This is a genomic window from Pseudomonas sp. MD330_10, from assembly GCF_042610415.1.
GTDB classification, from domain to species: domain Bacteria; phylum Pseudomonadota; class Gammaproteobacteria; order Pseudomonadales; family Pseudomonadaceae; genus Aquipseudomonas; species Aquipseudomonas rhodesiae.
Map to the genome: position 1 here is coordinate 38897 of NZ_JBHGZU010000027.1, position 17010 is coordinate 55906.

The 17010-nt window shown below is 63.9% G+C and carries 16 protein-coding genes; 8 read left to right on the top strand and 8 right to left on the bottom strand.

Annotated elements, in window-relative coordinates; genetic code table 11:
* Positions 1–80: 80 nt before the first annotated feature.
* The 6 genes from ACFZPT_RS25745 to ACFZPT_RS25770 form a co-directional block, all read right to left on the bottom strand.
* Positions 81–746, bottom strand: a complete 666-nt coding sequence (locus ACFZPT_RS25745; protein ID WP_034098938.1) for a response regulator transcription factor — start codon at positions 744–746, stop codon at positions 81–83.
* 23 nt (positions 747–769) lie between these two features.
* Positions 770–1309: a PQQ-dependent catabolism-associated CXXCW motif protein gene (locus ACFZPT_RS25750; RefSeq protein WP_034110990.1), complete on the bottom strand. Its 540-nt coding sequence runs from the start codon at positions 1307–1309 to the stop codon at positions 770–772.
* Between the two features lie 107 nt (positions 1310–1416).
* Positions 1417–2208, bottom strand: coding sequence for an ABC transporter permease (locus tag ACFZPT_RS25755; RefSeq protein WP_034110987.1), 792 nt, complete (start codon positions 2206–2208; stop codon positions 1417–1419).
* Positions 2205–2945, bottom strand: a complete 741-nt coding sequence (locus ACFZPT_RS25760) for an ABC transporter ATP-binding protein (protein ID WP_379559104.1) — start codon at positions 2943–2945, stop codon at positions 2205–2207. The genes ACFZPT_RS25755 and ACFZPT_RS25760 overlap by 4 nt, the downstream gene beginning before the upstream one ends.
* Positions 2942–3901 carry a YVTN family beta-propeller repeat protein gene (locus ACFZPT_RS25765; protein ID WP_047882600.1) on the bottom strand — a complete coding sequence of 320 codons (960 nt, stop codon included), beginning with the start codon at positions 3899–3901 and terminating at the stop codon, positions 2942–2944. The genes ACFZPT_RS25760 and ACFZPT_RS25765 overlap by 4 nt, the downstream gene beginning before the upstream one ends.
* Before the next feature lie 26 nt (positions 3902–3927).
* Positions 3928–5100, bottom strand: coding sequence for an ABC transporter substrate-binding protein (locus ACFZPT_RS25770; protein WP_034110981.1), 1173 nt, complete (start codon positions 5098–5100; stop codon positions 3928–3930).
* Positions 5101–5285: 185 nt separating this feature from the next.
* Here ACFZPT_RS25770 and ACFZPT_RS25775 point away from each other — a divergent pair, with 185 nt between their 5' ends.
* Together ACFZPT_RS25775 and ACFZPT_RS25780 are read left to right on the top strand one after the other, a co-directional pair.
* The gene (locus ACFZPT_RS25775; RefSeq protein ID WP_040269583.1) at positions 5286–6548 is read left to right on the top strand and encodes a sensor histidine kinase; all 1263 of its coding nucleotides are present in this window, start codon (positions 5286–5288) and stop codon (positions 6546–6548) included.
* The gene (locus tag ACFZPT_RS25780; RefSeq protein ID WP_034110979.1) at positions 6545–7171 is read left to right on the top strand and encodes a response regulator transcription factor; all 627 of its coding nucleotides are present in this window, start codon (positions 6545–6547) and stop codon (positions 7169–7171) included. Before ACFZPT_RS25775 ends, ACFZPT_RS25780 begins: the two co-directional genes overlap by 4 nt.
* 81 nt (positions 7172–7252) lie before the next feature.
* On the opposite strand, the gene ACFZPT_RS25785 is transcribed toward ACFZPT_RS25780, so the two are convergent.
* Both ACFZPT_RS25785 and exaA read right to left on the bottom strand, forming a co-directional pair.
* The gene (locus ACFZPT_RS25785; protein ID WP_034110977.1) at positions 7253–7900 is read right to left on the bottom strand and encodes a pentapeptide repeat-containing protein; all 648 of its coding nucleotides are present in this window, start codon (positions 7898–7900) and stop codon (positions 7253–7255) included.
* 222 nt (positions 7901–8122) lie between these two features.
* Entirely contained in the window at positions 8123–10012 is a 1890-nt protein-coding gene (gene exaA, locus ACFZPT_RS25790) for a quinoprotein ethanol dehydrogenase (RefSeq protein ID WP_034110975.1), read from the bottom strand.
* A gap of 254 nt (positions 10013–10266) precedes the next feature.
* Between exaA and pedF the strand changes: the two genes are divergently transcribed.
* The 6 genes from pedF (at position 10267) to ACFZPT_RS25820 (ending at position 16849) form a co-directional block, all read left to right on the top strand.
* Complete coding sequence (gene pedF / locus ACFZPT_RS25795) at positions 10267–10728, top strand: cytochrome c-550 PedF (protein WP_034098924.1); 462 nt, start codon at positions 10267–10269, stop codon at positions 10726–10728.
* Between the two features lie 4 nt (positions 10729–10732).
* Positions 10733–11608 (top strand): ABC transporter substrate-binding protein, encoded by an 876-nt coding sequence (locus ACFZPT_RS25800; RefSeq protein WP_034110973.1) that lies wholly within the window; start codon positions 10733–10735, stop codon positions 11606–11608.
* A gap of 9 nt (positions 11609–11617) precedes the next feature.
* A complete protein-coding gene (locus tag ACFZPT_RS25805) occupies positions 11618–12367 on the top strand; it encodes a quinoprotein dehydrogenase-associated SoxYZ-like carrier (protein WP_034098920.1) in 750 nt (249 codons plus the stop codon).
* Positions 12368–12383: 16 nt separating this feature from the next.
* Entirely contained in the window at positions 12384–13316 is a 933-nt protein-coding gene (locus tag ACFZPT_RS25810) for a quinoprotein relay system zinc metallohydrolase 1 (RefSeq protein WP_034098918.1), read from the top strand.
* 115 nt (positions 13317–13431) lie between these two features.
* The gene (locus ACFZPT_RS25815) at positions 13432–15207 is read left to right on the top strand and encodes a PQQ-dependent methanol/ethanol family dehydrogenase (RefSeq protein ID WP_034098916.1); all 1776 of its coding nucleotides are present in this window, start codon (positions 13432–13434) and stop codon (positions 15205–15207) included.
* A 121-nt stretch (positions 15208–15328) separates the two neighbouring features.
* Complete coding sequence (locus tag ACFZPT_RS25820; protein WP_034110971.1) at positions 15329–16849, top strand: aldehyde dehydrogenase family protein; 1521 nt, start codon at positions 15329–15331, stop codon at positions 16847–16849.
* The last annotated feature ends 161 nt before the right edge of the window (positions 16850–17010 follow it).

The window sequence follows — 17010 nt, forward strand, 5'->3', positions numbered from 1 at the left end:
AGCCAGCCCATGCATTGACTGAACCCCTGCTATCGGGGACAGGCTCCCTCCCACCTTTCGCCCCGCGTTTGTCTGGAGGCTCAGCGGCGCAGGTAGGAGCCGAAGTCGATGTCGCCGGCGCTGAGGATGGCCTGTACGCGGTTGTGTACATTGAGCTTGCGCAAGATGGCCGATACATGGGCTTTCACCGTGGTCTCGGCGATTTCCAATGTGTAGGCGATCTGTTTGTTCGACTCGCCTTTAGTCATGCGTTCGAGCACCAGCAATTGTTTGCGGGTCAGGGCTTGCAGCAGTTCGGGGGCGAAGCCCGGGTTTTCGTTGAGGCGGCGCTGGGCGCCGGGTTTTTGGGTGCGGATGATGTCCGGCGGCAGGTACACATTGCCGTTGAGAATCTGCTGGATCGCCTCGGTCATTTGCAGGCGCGGCGAGGACTTGGTGATAAACCCCACCGCGCCATAGGTGATGGCTTGCAGCACGATCTGCTTGTCCTGCTCGGCAGAAACGATCACCACCGGGATGGTTGGCGACTCATTGCGCAGGTTGATCAGGCCGTTGAGCCCGTGCATGCCCGGCATGTTCAGGTCGAGCAGGATCAGGTCGAGGTCGTCGTGTTCCTGGGTCAGGGCCAGGGCACTGTCCAGGTCGGCGGTTTCCATCACTTCGCTGCCGGGGAAGCCGTCGCTGATGACGTTATGGATCGCCTCGCGAAACAGCGGGTGATCGTCGGCAATCAGGATTTTGTACATGGCCGTTCACCTTCTTGTAGTGGTTATTGAAAAGGCTCGGGTGTCGCAGCCGTCACTGGCAGGTTTGCCGCTTCCCACGCATCCAAACCGTCGCGGTACCAATACACAGAGGTATAGCCCAGGTTGGCGGCACGTTTTACCGCGTTCCAACTCAGCCAGCAATCGGAGCGGCAATAGAACACCAGCGGGCGCGACAGGTCGCCGCCGGTGTACTTGTACAGGTGCCGCACGAAATAACCTTGCCATTCCGGCGTGAGGTCGCCGTCGCCGGTATTGGCCAGCCAACGGCTGCCGGGCAGGTTGGCGTGGGGTTGGTCTTCGATAAAGCGGCCTTGCAGCCATTGGCGACGGTAAACGTCGATCAGCACCGGTGCGGGCACCTGGCCGAGCAAGGCTTGCAGGGCGGGAGTGTCGACGATGGTCGCTCCCGACACATGCTCGGGCGTAGGGCTGCGGTACAGGCTGATGCGATAACCGTCGGCGGAAAACAGTGGCGTGTCGGCCTGGGCCTGGGCGGTGAGCAGGCACAGCAGGGCCAGCAGGGGCAATCGGGCGGGCAGCATGGCGGGGCAATCCTTATCGTTATGCGCCCATTACACGTGAGTCCCACGCCCTTGGGAATGCGACGATAGACAGCAAAACCAGTACCAAAGTAGTAGTTTTGCCGGCCTCAGCCCGGTTTGCGCAACGCCGCGTGTTGCGGGTTGAAGGTCAGCACTGCCAGCAGGGTGAACAGTACGGTCAAGCCCAGACAGATCGCCAGGGCCAGGCCGGCCAGACGTTCATACAGGGCGAAGCGCACCAGCTCCACCGCGTGGGTGAACGGGTTGACCGCGCACAGCCAGTACAACCACTGGCTGGCATCGCGCATCTTCCACAGCGGATACAGCGCCGACGACAGGAAAAACAGCGGGAAAATCACGAAATTCATCACCCCGGCGAAGTTCTCCAACTGACGGATCCCATTGGACAGCAACAGCCCTAGCGCACTGAGCATCAGCGCCACCAGCAACAATGCGGGCAAGGCCAGCAACAGCCCCATGGCCGGCGGCTGCACGCTGTAGACCCAGGCAATCGCCAGGAACCCATACACCTGCAACAGGGAAATCAACGCCGTGGCCAGCAACTTGCTGCACAGCAAAAACGTGCGTGGCAGCGGGCTGGTCAGCAACACGCGCATGCTGCCCATCTCCCGGTCGTAGACCATCGCCAGCGAGCCTTGCATGCCGTTGAACAGCAGGATCATGCAGGCCAGCCCTGGAATGATGTACACCTCGTAAGGGATGTAGGTGTCGTAGGGTTCGATCACCGAGATGCCCAACGCGGCGCGAAACCCGGCGGCGAACACCACCAGCCACAACAGCGGCCGCACCAGGGCGCTGAGAAACCGCGTGCGCTGCAACACAAACCGCAGCCATTCGCGCAGCACGATGCCGCGCAGGCACTGCCAATACGCATTCATGCTGGCGCTCCGGTTGCGGTGGGGCGGGTCAGGCCGGCGAACAGACGACCCAGATCGCCGTCATGTTCCTGCATCAGCGCGTCGACTTGCCCGCTGGCCACCAACCGGCCCTGATGCAGGATCATCAGCGCGTCGTCGGCGTGCACTTCATCGAGCAGGTGCGTGGTCCACAACACGCTCAGATCGTGCTCCCGGCACAGCTGGCGCACATGCTGGTTCAACCCCAGGCGGCTGGCCGGGTCGAGGCCGACGCTGGCTTCGTCCAGCAACAGCAGGCGCGGCTCATGCAGCAGGGCGCGGGCGATTTCCACGCGGCGCCGGTGCCCGCCGTTGAGTGCGCGGACCTTTTCACGGCGTCGCTCGCTGAGGCCCTGGCGTGCCAACTCAGCCTCGACGCGCAGGTCGGTATGCCGGTGGGACAAACCATGCAACGCGGCGTGATAGCGCAGGTTCTGTTCCACGCTCAGGTCCAGGTCCAGGGTGCTTTGCTGGAACACCACCCCCAGCTCTTTGAGGGCTGCTCGCGGTGCGTCGCGCAGGGAGTGGCCGCCAACGTGGATCTCGCCGCGTTGCAGGTGATACAGGCGCGTGAGCAACGCGATCAAGGTGGATTTTCCGGCACCGTTAGGCCCCAGCAGCGCGGCAAAGCGCCCTGGCGCCAGGCTGAAACCTACCTCGCACAGGGCCTGACGCGGGCCGTAGGCGAAGCTCAGGTCCTGCACGGTCAGGGCGTTCATGGCGTGACCACCACGCCCCACGGATAGCGCCCCACTTTGATCGACTTGATCACCTTCAGGCTGTCTACATCGATCACCGACACATCGCCGCTTACGCCGTTGGTGGCCAGCAGTTGTTTTTGATCCGGGGTGAACGCCAGCTGCCATACGCGGCGGCCCACCAACAAATAATCGAGCACCTCGAAGGTCTTGGCGTCGATCACCGCCACATGGTTGGCCGGGCCGAGGGCGACAAATCCATACTTGCCGTCGGCGCTGAGTTTGATACCGACCGGCTGCACTTTGTCCGGGTGCACGCCCTTGATGGCGAACGTCAAGGTCTTGAGCACCTTGCGGCTGGCCACATCGAGAATGGTCACGGTGCCGCCGATTTCCGCCGAGGCCCACAGCTGCGCGCCGTCGTGGCTGAATTCGACAAAGCGCGGGCGTTGATCCACCAGGGTGCTGTCGGCCAGGGTCTGGGTGCTGGTGTCGATCCAGTGCAGCATGTTGGTGGTTTCACTGGTGTTGACCGCCCACTTGCCGTCCGGGCTCACCGCCATGCCTTCGGGTTCCACGCCGACGCTGATCTGGCCGAGCACCTTGGCGGTCTCGGTGTCGATCACCGTGACCAGCGCATCGTCCTCGTTGGACACATACAACCAGCGGTTATTGGGGTGCAGGGCGAACTGCTCGGGGTCTTTGCCGGAGGGCAGTTCCTTGATGATCTTGCGCGTGGCCACGTCCATTACCTGCACGCGGTCCGAGTCGCTGGCACAGATGTACAGCAGCTTATTGTCATGGGACAGCAGCAAGCCCCGTGGGCGCTGGCCGACCTTGAGGGTGTCGGTGACCTGCAGAGTGTTCAGGTCGATCAGGCTCAGGCTGTTGTCTTTCTCGTTGGAGACCCAGGCGGTGTTGGCCATGGCATGCCCGGCGGCAAGCAGCAGGGCGCATGAGAGCAGGGTGCGGCGCATGGCGAGTTCCTTATTATTGTGGGCGATCAGGGAAGGCGGCAGGTCACCTCGGGTTGGTCGTAACCCAGGCTGTCCATTTCATTAGTGGGGTGCAGGAAGCCGTCCTGGGGCGAAGTGCTGACCAGGGCGCGCGGCTGCACGATGGGAATCGGTTGGCGCAACTGGCCGTTCCAGGCGCGGTAACTGAGCTTGCGGCCCTTGAAACCATCCAGGGGCAACTGCTCGCTCAGCTCCAGTTGACGGATTGCCTGGGGGTCGACCTGATGCAGTTTGTTCACCGCGCTGGCAACGCTGCGCACGGCCATCCAGGCAGCGAAATCGCGGTCGTTCATCCAGCGTCCGGCCAGGGCTTCGAAGCGCTTTTGCAATTGGGCGGCGCCGTAGGTTTCCACGGTTTTGTGCCAGCCGGTGGGCGTGAGGCCCTGTGTGCCGGCGACCGGGCGCGGATACCAGGTTTGATAGGGCACGTATTCACCGAAGTCACCGCGCTCGTCGGCCACCAGCACCACGTCGTATTCGGCGGTTTGGGTGAACAGCGGCATATCGGCTTGGGCGCTGCGGCGTTGGTCGTTATCGAAGCGCCAGGCTTTTTCCGCGACCAGCTGCACGCCGAAGCGTTTGGCGGCGCGGCGCAGGGCAGCGGCGTAGGCTTGGTCGTCTTCGGTGGGGCCAACAATCAGCAACGCCTTCTGCCATTTGCGCAGCACCAGAAACTGCGCCAGGGCATCGGCGAGCATGGCGCGGCTGGGTAGGGTATGCAGCACATTGGCCAGGCACTCGGTGCTGCGCAAGCGGTCATCGGCGCTGCCGGCGTTGAACAGCAGGCTGTCGGGTAGGGCGGCACTGAGCTGGCGCAGGCTGGCGGCGGGGGCATTCACCACGAACAGGCGCAGGCCCTGTGCGTGTTGGGCTTGGGCCGCGGCGAGCAGCGCTTCGGGGCTGTCCACGCTGGCGCTGGTCAGGCTGTAGCGCTGGTTGAGAAATGCGCCGGTGCTGTTGCTGTCGATGATCGCCAGCTCGGCACCGCGTTGACCGGCATCGGCGGGCTCGGGGATTACATTGGAGAGCACTGGCCCCGGGTCGGGCCGATAGCCCAGGTAGCCGATCTGCACCTGCAAGGGCGCTTCGGCGGCCTGGCCGTGGCTAGCCCAGGCAATTGCCAGCAGGCAGATCACGGCGTAGGGGGCGAACTGGCGCATAAGGCACTCCATGACAGGTAGCGCCAGCATAGGAAGCCCCGTGCCCGCTGCAAATATGCAGAAAGTAGCGCTGAGGCAGTACCAAGGTAGTAGCCGCGCCGGCGCGCGGCGGTCTTAGCATGGGTCACCCTAGCCTCATTCACAGGAGTGACACGAGCATGCGCGTCTTCACCGCCCGGCCTGGGCTGTCGGCCCTGTGGCGCATCAACCTGTGGGTGTGCGGCTTCTTCACCTTGGTGACCGGCGCGTGTATGGCGCTGCTGCTGCACCAAGCCTTGGCGGACGTGGAGCGCGAATTGCAATCGGCCGCGGCGGTGGTGGCCTACCTGGGCGATACCGCCGAGCGCGACCCCGCCAGCCTGCAACCACAGCTGACTGCCAGCCTGCGCCATGTGCGCGTCTACTGGCTGGCCGCCGGCCAAACCCCACCTGCGCCCGAACAAACCGGGCTGGATGCCTGGCTCGGGCGCTGGGTCTTGACTCCCGCACAGCACACCGCGCGGGTGCTGGACTTAGCCGATGGCCGGCGCGTGTCCATTGCCGTCGACCCACGGGATGAGATCGATGAAGTCTGGGACTCCGTGCAGCAGTTGCTGAGCCTGTGCGGGCTGGCGCTGCTGGTGAGCCTGTTGACGATCCGCTGGGCGGTGCGCCGGGGCATGGGTGTGCTGGACGCCTTGCTGCGCGCCCTGCAACAGGTGTGCGCCGGCCAGCTCAACGTGCGGCTGCGCACCCAGGGCTCGCCGGAGGCGCGGCAACTGGCGCTGCACTTCAACCGCATGACCGACGCCCTGGAGCAGGCCCGACGCGACAACACCCAACTCACCCACACCTTGCTGGCGGTACAGGAACAGGAGCGCACTCAGTTGGCCCAGACCCTGCACGACGACCTCGGCCAATACCTGGCCGGTATTCGTGCCCAGGCCTGCCTGCTACGGCTGGTCAGCGACCAACCGGCCTTGGTGGCGCGCACGGTGGCGAAGTTGGAGGATCACTGTGAACACCTTCAGCAAGGCTTTCGCGCGCTGGTCCACGACCTGTATCCGGTGGCCCTGCAACACCTGCCGCTGGGCGAGGCATTTGCGATGCTGGTAAGCCAGTGGCAAACCCGCCATGGCATCGAATGCCAGCTGCGAGTCAGCCCTGACTTACCGGCGTTATCGAGCACCAGCAAGACCCATCTGTATCGCCTGCTGCAAGAGGCCCTGACCAATGTGCTGCGGCACGCCGAGGCCAGCCAGGTGCGGGTGCGCCTGCAGTGTCGGGGTGCGCGTTTGCGCCTGTGGGTACGGGATAACGGGCGCGGTGCCCAGCCGCCGCAGCGTCCGGGTGTGGGCTTGTACTCGATGGGCGAACGCGCGCGCTGCCTGGGCGGCGAACTGAGCGTCCTTAGCCATCCCGGCGCCGGTTGGGCGCTGGCGCTGAACATGCCGTTGGAGGTGTCATGAATATTCTCTTGGTGGACGACCATGCCGTGGTGCGCCAGGGCTACGCCAGCCTGTTACGTGCCGTGTTGCCCGCCATTGACGTGCGTGAAGCCGCCAGTGGCGAAGACGCACTGGTACGCGTGCAGGAGGCCGTGCCGAACCTGGTGATCATGGATGTCGGGCTGCCCGGCATCAGCGGCCTGGAAACCCTGCGCCGCCTGCGCCAGCGCCTGCCGCAGCTGCGTGTGCTGTTTTTCAGCATGCACGATGAACTGCCCCTGGTGCGCCAGGCCCTGGACGCGGGCGCTTCGGGCTACCTGACCAAAAGCTCGGCCCCCGAGGTGTTGATCGAAGCGGTGCGGCGCATCCTTGACGGTCACGCTTATATCGAACAGGCCCTGGCCACCGAACTGGCCTACACCCCCGGCGATCAACGCTGGCAGGGTATGACGCCGCGTGAACTGGAGATTTTCCTGATGCTGGCCAAGGGCACGCCGATGCGCCAGATCGCCGAACAACTGAGTATCAGCAGCAAGACCGTGTCCAACCACCTGACCTTGCTCAAGAGCAAATTGCAGGTCAGTTCCCATGCCGAGCTGGTGCACCTGGGGATCGATATGGGAGTGGTGCGAGTGGCTGGATAACCGGGTGCGTGCAGAGGCAACGACTGATACGCCCTGATGAGCAGGCCAAGCCTGCTCACTTTTCTCAGGTTCAGTAGTGTTCTAGCGACCCCAAGTGGTGGGGCAATCCGTACAGCCTTCCATATTGGCGTCCTGGAAGTTCGCGTAGTGCTGGCGACTGCCGGTGAGGGTGGCCTGTTCCAGGTTGCTCTCACCGAACTTGGCTTCCTGCAAATTCGCATCGCTGAGGTCGGCACTTTGCAGGTCGGCCTTACTCAGCCAGGTCATTTCCAAGTCGGCCGCGCGCAGGTTGACCTTGTGCATCTTCGCCCCGGAAAGCCGCGCAAATTGCAGGTAGGCCGCGCTGAGGTTGGCGTTTTCGAACTGCGCGCCTTGGGCGAACAGCCCCCAGCCTTGCACGGCCATCAACGTGGCGCCGGTAAAGTCGGCCAGGCGCAGGTTACTTTGTTGCAGGCTGGCGCGGGTCAGGTTGGCGCCCTGCAATTGGGCTTTTTCCAGGTTGGCCAGGTCGAGGTTGGCATGGCGTAAATCCGCCCCGCGCAGGTCAGCGCCGGCCAGGTTCATTTTGCTAAGGTTCTGGTTGCGCAGGTTGGCACCCTTGAGGTTGGCGCCGGGGCACTGGCTGTGTTCGGCGATGGTGCAGCCATTGATAACGAGCGGGATGTCGTCGCCATCGTCGGCGTGCGCCAGGGGCAGGCAGAGCAGGAGTAACAAGGGCAGGTAGTTCATCGTGCGACCTCTGGGGATCCTGTGGTGAGCGAGCTTGTTCTGGTTAGCGGGCTTGTCGAATCGTCGCACCGCCCGCGCTGGGCTGCGCAGCGGCCCTGGCATTCCTCCAGCACCTACCTGCGCTCAGGTCTACGACTGCTGCGCAGCCGAGCGCAGGGCAAGCCTGCTCCCCACTGGGGAGCCGCTTGCCGCAAAAGGTGGTCCGGTATTCTCGCCTGGGGATTATTTTTGCGCGGTCTTGTTATCCCAACTCGGGATCTTGAACACCCAGAACGACCCACCCTGAGCCACCGGTTTGGTCAACTCGGCCATGTCGCCGCCCCACAACGGCACCGCGCCGCCGTAGCCGACGGTAACGCCGATGTACTGCTCGCCTTCCTGTTCCCAGGTGATCGGCGGCGAGACGATGCCGCTGCCGGTCTGGAACTTCCACAGTTCCTCTCCGGTTTTGGCGTCGAAGGCTTTGAAGAAACCGTCGCCGGTGCCGGTGAAGACCAGGTTGCCTTTCGTCGCCAGCACGCCGGCCCACAGCGGCAGAGCTTCCTTGTGCTCCCACACCACTTTGCCGGTGGTGGGGTTCATCGCGCGCAGGGTGCCGACGTGGTCGTCATACATACGCTTGATGCGGAACCCCATGCCCAGGTATGCCGAGCCTTTTTTGTAGTTGACCTCTTCGGTCCAGTAATCCTCTTTCCACTGGTTGCCGGGGATGTAGAACAGGCCGGTGTCCTGGCTGTAAGCCATGGGGTTCCAGTTTTTGCCGCCCAGGAACGGTGGCGAGACTTCCACCGCTTTGCCCTTGGTTTCCCCCGGCAGTGGCTTGGCTGGGCGCTGGCCTGGGTTCTCCACCGGGCGCCCGGTCTTCAGGTCGATATGGCTGGCCCAAGTGATGTTGTCGACGAAGGGGAAGGCGTTCTGCAACTTGCCGTTGCTGCGGTCGACCACGTAGAAAAAACCGTTGCGGTCGGCGTGGCCGGTGGCCTTGACGGTTTTGCCGTCCTGGGTTTTGTAGTCGAACAGCACCAGCTCGTTGTTGCCGGAAAAATCCCAGGCATCGTTGGGGGTGTGCTGGTAGAACCATTTCACCTCGCCGGTGCTGGGGTCGACGCCGACCTGCCCGGACGTATAGAGGCTGTCGAAGTCGTGGGGGTTGCCGTCCTTGGCGGTGCGCGCCCAGGTATTCCACGGGCCGGGGTTGCCGGCGCCGACGATGATCGTGTTGGTTTCGGCATCGAAGCTCGCGCTCTGCCAAGGTGCGCCGCCGCCGTGGCTCCAGGCCTCGACTTTGCCGGTGGGTGTACTTGGATCATCCGGCCATGACGGCGCCTTCACGTCGCCGGTCGGCGTGCTGTCCTTGCCGTTGAGACGGCCCATATGGCCTTCGACGAAGGGGCGCATCCACACCTCTTCGCCGGTGTCCGGGTCACGCGCATACAACTGGCCGACCACGCCGAATTCATCGCCGGAACTGCCGTGGATCAGCAGCACCTTGCCGCTGACCTTGTCCTTGATCAGCACCGGCGCGCCGGTAAGGGTGTAGCCGGCGGCGTGGTCGCCGAATTTCTTGTTCCACACCACTTTGCCGGTGGTTTTGTCGAGGGCGATAAGCCGTGCGTCGAGGGTGCCGAAGTAGATTTTGTCGCCGAAGATCGCCGCGCCGCGGTTGACCACATCGCAGCACGGGCGAATGTTGTCGGGCAGGCGGTGGTTGTAGGTCCACAGGCGTTTGCCGGTCTTGGCGTCGAGGGCGAACACACGGGAATAGGAGCCGGTGACGTAGACCACGCCGTCGCTGACGATGGCCTGGGATTCCTGGCCGCGTTGTTTTTCGTCGCCGAACGAATAGGACCAGGCCGGGGTGAGTTTGAACACGTTCTTGTCGTTGACCTTGGCCAGCGGGCTCCAGCGCTGGGCGTTGGTGCCCATGCCGTATTGCAGCACGTCCTGGGTGCTCAGGTGGTCATTGGCGATGTCTTCCCAGGTGACCGCGCGGGTCTGGCGTGGCGGTTCGGCGGCAAGGGCGGCGGTGCCCAGGCCCAGGCTGCCGGCCAGCAGCAGGGCCTGCACGGCAAGGCTCAAGGGTGAACGGACGGGTAGCGATCTTATTGTCATGGTTGCAGTTCCCAGTGTCGGTTTTGACCTGCACAGGGTGCGGTGCGCGGCGCTGGCCGGATACGGAAAAACGCCCGCCGTGGCCGGGAAGATTTCCCGCGCCGCCGCTGTTTTAGGCGTGCCCCACAAGCCCTACTACCAAGGGAGGAGGGCGCGACCACCAAAGCAGCATACGGCCCGCGCCCCGGGGTTTCTAAGATGGTTGCCAGAGCCTCTGCAATGAGGTGTTGCGTGCAATCCTGAGGGCAAAAACAATGACAACAACACACAATGCCTTGCTCGTCGCCGGTCTGCTGGTCGGTGTGCTTGGTGCCGGGGCCGCCTGGGCCCATGGCAACGTGGTCCCGCAAGCGGTGGAAACCAAAGGCCTGACCTCCATCAAAGATGCCGGCGTGCCGGTCAACGAGGACGGCTGGGCGGCGGTCAACCCCTATCGCAATTCGCCCGAACATGACAAAGCCGTGGAAATCGGCTCGTCCGCCTTCAACCAGAACTGCGCCGCCTGCCACGGCCTGGAAGCCAAATCCGGCGGCATCGCCCCGGACCTGCGCATGCTGGATGTGGGAGAGGCCGGTGATGAATGGTTTGTCGAGCGCGTGCGCCATGGCGCGGTGCGCGACGGCCGGGTGTACATGCCGAAGATGGCCGACTACCTGAGCCAGGAAGCCTTGTGGGCGGTGCGCACCTACCTGGACAGCGTGCACGTCGAGGAGTGATGCCATGCGCCTGTTTGCCGTGGTGCTGGGCCTGGCCTTGCTGTGCTGCCACACGGCGCAGGCGCAGGTGCGCAGCTATGACCAGATGATCGCCGCCGGCGAAATCAAAGTGGCGGTGTACAAGGACTTTGCTCCCTACAGTTTCGAGGACGGCGCCACCCCCCGAGGCGTCGACGTGGAACTGGCCCAGGCCCTGGCCGAAGCGCTCGGTGTGCGGCTCAAGTTGATCTGGGCGCCGGCCGGCGAAAAGCTCGACGACGACCTGCGCGACTACATCTGGCGCGGCAGCCCCTTGCATCACCATCAGCTGGCCGACCTGATGCTGCGCGCGCCCTACGACCACGACTACGCACAACGGCGCAACGATCAAGGCGAGCTGGAAAACGGCCAGGTGGTGATGTTCGGCCCGTACCAGAACGAACAATGGCAGGTGGCCTACGACCGCCGGCGCCTGGATAAGGTCGCCAGTGTGGCGGTGTTCCAGAAACACCCCATCGGTGTCGAAGTCGACAGCGTGCCATCGTTCTACCTGACCTCGGTGTTCAACGGCCAACTCGCGGCCAGCACCCATCATTACCCCGGTGTGACCCAGGCGTTTGCGGCGATGCGCGCCGGCAAGGTCGATGCGGTCATGGCCATGCGCGGGGAAATCGACTGGCAGGTGCAGCAGGCCCATGACCCGCAACTGGCCTTGGCGGAAAACGCCTACCCGAACATGGGGCGGCAACGCTGGGAGATCGGCATGGCGGTGCACGAAAGCAATCGCCAGTTGGCCTATGCGGTGGAAGAAGCCCTTGAAGGTCTGATCCGCGACGGCCGTTTGCAGGCGATCTACCGCCACTACGGCCTGCGCTACGAAGTGCCCGACATGTACCAATAGGAGCAGGCGATGAACTGGCGACTGAGCTGCATCCTGGCCTGCTGGCTGCCACTGGCCGCCCATGCCGTGGAGGTCGACCCGGTGCCCTCGGTGATGTGGGCCTTCTACCACAAGCAACTGCTGGCCGACGCGCCGTTCGTGTTCGACGCGCGGGTCAAGCTGCTGGCGCCGCCGTTCGCCGAGGATGCGCGCCAGGTGCCGCTGGAAATCGACGCGCGGGCGTTCAAGGGGCATGTGGTGAGAATCCTGGCCTGGGCCGAACTGAACCCGCTGCCGAAAATCGTCGACTTCCAGCCCAAGGAAGGGGTGCTGCCGTGGCTGGCGCTGCGCATCCGCATCGAGCAAGCCACGCCGTTGCGCGCCGCGGTCCTTACCGATGACGGCATATGGCATGTGGGGTCGGCGCTGATCGACGCGGCCGGCGGCGGCTGCACCGCGCCCAGTGTGGTGCGCAGCCAGCCGGGCTGGGAAGAGCATCTGGGCGAAGTGCTCGGCGGGCGCTACCCCCGTGGCGAATTCAGCCGCGTGCGCGTGCAAGTGGCGCACCCGATGGACAACGGCCTGGTCAGCGGTATCCCTGAGTTTTTTATCAACCATGGGCAATTGCGTGGCCAGGACGATCAGGTGCTGGCCGAGCTGGAATTGTTCCCGGCGGTCAGCGAGAACCCCAATCTAGCCTTCGACATCGAAGCACCGGGGCCTACTCGCCTGGTGCTGCGCGACAACAGCGGCAATGAGTTCGACGCGGCCATCCCCTGACCAGAAGGAGCGCGGCATGCGCTGGATTCTCTTGTTATGCCTGGGCCTGAGCCTGCCGGCCCTGGCGGACCTGGACTACGCCCTCAAGCCTCGGCTGATCGCCGCCGACACCTGGCTGCTCGAAGGCAGCACCGGCAACTTTGCCAAGGCCAATGGCGGCAATATCGTCAACACCGCTTTTATCGTCACCGAGGCCGGTGTGGTGGTGATCGACACCGGGCCGTCGCGTCGCTACGGCGAAGAGCTGCGCCAAGCCATCGCCCAAGTCACCCCCAAGCCGGTGATCCAGGTACTGATCACGCACCATCACCCTGACCATGCCCTGGGCAACCAAGCGTTCAAGGACGTGCCCATCGGCGCCCTGGCCGACACCACGCGCTTACTGCACGAGCAGGGCGACAGCCTGGCGGAAAACCTCTACCGCATGGTCGGCGACTGGATGCGCGGCACCGAAGTGGTATTGCCGACCCAGGCGCTGCAAGCCGGTGTATTGAGCGTGGGCCAGCATGACCTGCGCTTGCTGGCGCTGACCGGGCATACCGGCGCCGATCTGGCCATTCTCGACCAGCGCACCGGGGTGCTGTTCACCGGCGACTTGGTGTTCTACCAGCGCGCCCTGACCACGCCCCATAGCCCGGGGCTGGCGGCGTGGCAGGCCGACCTCGACACCCTGCAAGCCTTGCCCTGGACCCTGATCGTGCCCGGCCACGGCCCGGTGGCCGCCGATGCGCAGCCGTTCGCCCAGATGCGCGATTACCTGGGCTGGCTCGATCAACTGCTACGCGACGGCGCCGCCAACGGCAGCGACATGGCCGAGCTGATCCGCAGCCCCATCCCCGAACGCTTTGCTGCGATCAACCTGAGCCGCTACGAACTGACCCGCAGCGTCAGCCACCTGTACCCGCGCTACGAGCGCGCGCAGATGCAACGGCTGGATACCCGCTACTAAGGAACTAGCAATCTCGATACTGCGGTCAATTGTGACGAACGCCCCTGCGCCCAAGAATCGGCACCAGACCGGGAAAATTTCCCGGGTATAACAAAAAACCGCAGAGGTAGCCGTCATGACCCAACCCGCACGTCGCCAACCCTTCGCCTTGAGTGTGTTGCTCGGTGCCATCCTGTTATCCGGCCAGGCCATGGCCGCCGTGAGCGATCAGGACATTCTCCAGGACCCGAAAAACCCCGGGCAGATCGTCACCAACGGTCTGGGTGTGCAAGGCCAGCGCTACAGCCCGCTGGACACTCTGAATGTGGACAACGTCAAGGACCTGCGCCCGGTCTGGGCGTTCTCCTTCGGCGGCGAGAAACAGCGCGGGCAGCAGGCGCAGCCGATGGTCAAGGACGGGGTGATGTACCTCACCGGTTCCTATTCGCGGGTGTTCGCGGTGGATGCGCGCACCGGCAAGAAACTCTGGCAGTACGATGCGCGTCTGCCGGATGACATTCGCCCCTGCTGCGATGTGATCAACCGTGGGGTGGCGCTGTACGGCGACCTGGTGTTCTTCGGCACCCTGGACGCCAAACTGGTGGCTCTGAATAAAGACACCGGCAAGGTGGTGTGGAGCAAGCGCGTGGCCGACCACAAGGAAGGCTACTCGATCAGCGCCGCGCCGCTGGTGATCAACGGCAAGCTGATCACCGGCGTGGCCGGCGGCGAATTCGGCGTGGTGGGCAAGATCGAAGCCTACGACCCGAAAAACGGCGACCTGCTGTGGACCCGCCCGACGGTCGAAGGCCATATGGGCTATGTGTACAAGGACGGCAAGGCCGTGGAAAACGGCATCTCCGGCGGCGAAGCGGGTAAAACCTGGCCGGGGGACCTGTGGAAAACCGGCGGCGCGGCGCCGTGGCTGGGCGGCTACTACGACCCGGAAACCAACCTGCTGCTGTTCGGCACCGGTAACCCGGCACCGTGGAACTCGCACCTGCGCCCCGGCGACAACCTTTACTCGTCCTCGCGCCTGGCACTCAACCCGGACGACGGCACCATCAAATGGCACTTCCAGAGCACGCCGCACGACGGTTGGGACTATGACGGCGTGAACGAACTGGTGTCGTTCAACTACACCGAGGGCGGCAAGGAAATCAAAGCCGCGGCCACGGCCGACCGCAACGGTTTCTTCTATGTGCTGGACCGCACCAACGGCAAGTTCATCCGCGGCTTCCCGTTTGTCGACAAGATCACCTGGGCCACCGGCCTGGATAAGAACGGCCGGCCGATCTACAACGAAGCCAGCCGCCCCGGCGCGCCGGGCAGTGAAGCCAAGGGCACGTCGGTGTTCGTTGCGCCGGCCTTCCTCGGGGCGAAAAACTGGATGCCCATGGCTTACAACCGCGACACCGGGCTGTTCTATGTGCCGTCCAACGAGTGGGGTATGGACATGTGGAACGAAGGCATCGCCTATAAGAAAGGCGCGGCGTTCCTCGGCGCCGGGTTCACCATCAAACCGTTGAACGAAGACTACATCGGCGTGCTGCGCGCCATCGACCCGGTCAGCGGCAAGGAAGTTTGGCGCCACAAAAACTTCGCGCCGCTGTGGGGCGGTGTGCTGACCACCAAGGGCAACCTGGTGTTCACCGGTACGCCGGAAGGTTTCCTGCAGGCCTTCAACGCCAAGACCGGCGAGAAAGTCTGGGAATTCCAGACCGGCTCCGGCGTGCTCGGCTCACCGATTACCTGGGACATGGACGGCGAGCAGTATGTCTCGGTGGTCTCCGGGTGGGGCGGCGCGGTGCCGCTGTGGGGCGGTGAAGTGGCTAAGCGCATCAAGGACTTCAACCAGGGCGGCATGCTCTGGACCTTCAAGTTGCCCAAGGACCTGGTGGCCAAGCACTAGTTCTACGACCAAATGAGCAGTGCCCTCCTGCCAACGGCGCATTCGCCCGGCGGTGGGGGCACCTTACTATCGGGTGATCGCCTGTTGACCGACAGGCCCGGACCCAGACAGAGGCTTTACTATGATCTACGCACAACCTGGCACCCCTGGCGCCATCGTCAGCTTCAAGCAGCGCTATGGTAATTACATCGGCGGCGAGTTCGTCGCACCGATCAGCGGCGAGTACTTCACCAACACCTCGCCGGTCACCGGCCAAGCGATTGCTGAATTCCCGCGCTCCAGCGCCGCCGACATCGATAAAGCCCTGGATGCCGCCCACGCCGCCGCCGATGCCTGGGGCAAGACCTCGGCCCAGGACCGCGCCCTGGTGCTGCTGAAAATCGCCGACCGCATCGAACAAAACCTCGAAGTGCTGGCCGTGGCCGAAACCTGGGACAACGGCAAGGCCGTACGTGAAACCCTCAACGCCGACGTGCCCCTGGCCGCCGACCATTTCCGTTATTTCGCCGGCTGCATCCGCGCCCAGGAAGGCGGCGCCGCCGAGATCAATGAACACACCGCCGCTTACCACTTCCACGAACCGTTGGGTGTGGTTGGGCAGATCATTCCGTGGAACTTCCCGCTGCTGATGGCCGCGTGGAAACTCGCCCCGGCCCTGGCCGCCGGGAACTGCATCGTGCTCAAGCCGGCCGAGCAGACGCCGCTGTCGATCATGGTGTTCGCCGAGCTGATCAATGACCTGCTGCCGCCGGGCGTGCTCAATATTGTGCAGGGCTTTGGACGCGAAGCCGGGGAGGCCCTGGCCACCAGCAAACGCATCGCCAAGATCGCCTTTACTGGCTCCACGCCGATTGGCGCGCACATCATGCATGCGGCCGCCGAGAACATCATCCCGTCCACCGTAGAGCTGGGCGGCAAGTCGCCGAACATCTTCTTTGAAGACATCATGCGTGCCGAGCCGCAGTTTATCGAGAAAGCCGCCGAGGGCCTGGTGCTGGCGTTTTTCAACCAGGGCGAAGTGTGCACCTGCCCGTCGCGGGCGCTGGTGCAGGAGTCGATCTACGAACCGTTCATGGCCGAGGTGATGAAGAAGATCGTCAAGATCAAGCGCGGCAACCCGCTGGACACCGAAACCATGGTCGGCGCCCAGGCGTCCGAGCAGCAATACGACAAGATCCTGTCCTACCTCAAGATCGCCCAGGAGGAGGGCGCCGAGCTGCTCACCGGCGGCGCGGCCGAACACCTGAACGGCGACCTGTCCAGCGGCTATTACATCCAGCCGACCCTGCTCAAGGGCCACAACAAGATGCGCGTGTTCCAGGAGGAAATCTTCGGCCCGGTGGTGGGCATCACCACCTTCAAGGACGAAGCCGAAGCCCTGGCCATCGCTAACGACAGCGAATTCGGCCTCGGCGCCGGCCTGTGGACCCGCGACATCAACCGCGCCTACCGCATGGGCCGGGCGATCAAGGCCGGGCGTGTGTGGACCAACTGCTACCACCTCTACCCGGCGCATGCGGCGTTCGGCGGCTACAAAAAGTCGGGTGTGGGGCGTGAGAACCACAAGATGATGCTGGACCACTACCAGCAGACCAAGAACCTGCTGGTGAGCTACGACATCAACCCGTTGGGCTTCTTCTGATCCTCTAATTGCAATGCGACCCAGTGTGGGAGGGGGCTTGCCCCCGATAGCGGTGGGTCAGTGGCATAAATGTTGACTGACCCACTGAAGTGCGCCCCAAAAGTTGGACAGTAATTGTCTAGGCTACAGCGGAACGGGCTCTGTACTCTACAGGGCTCAGT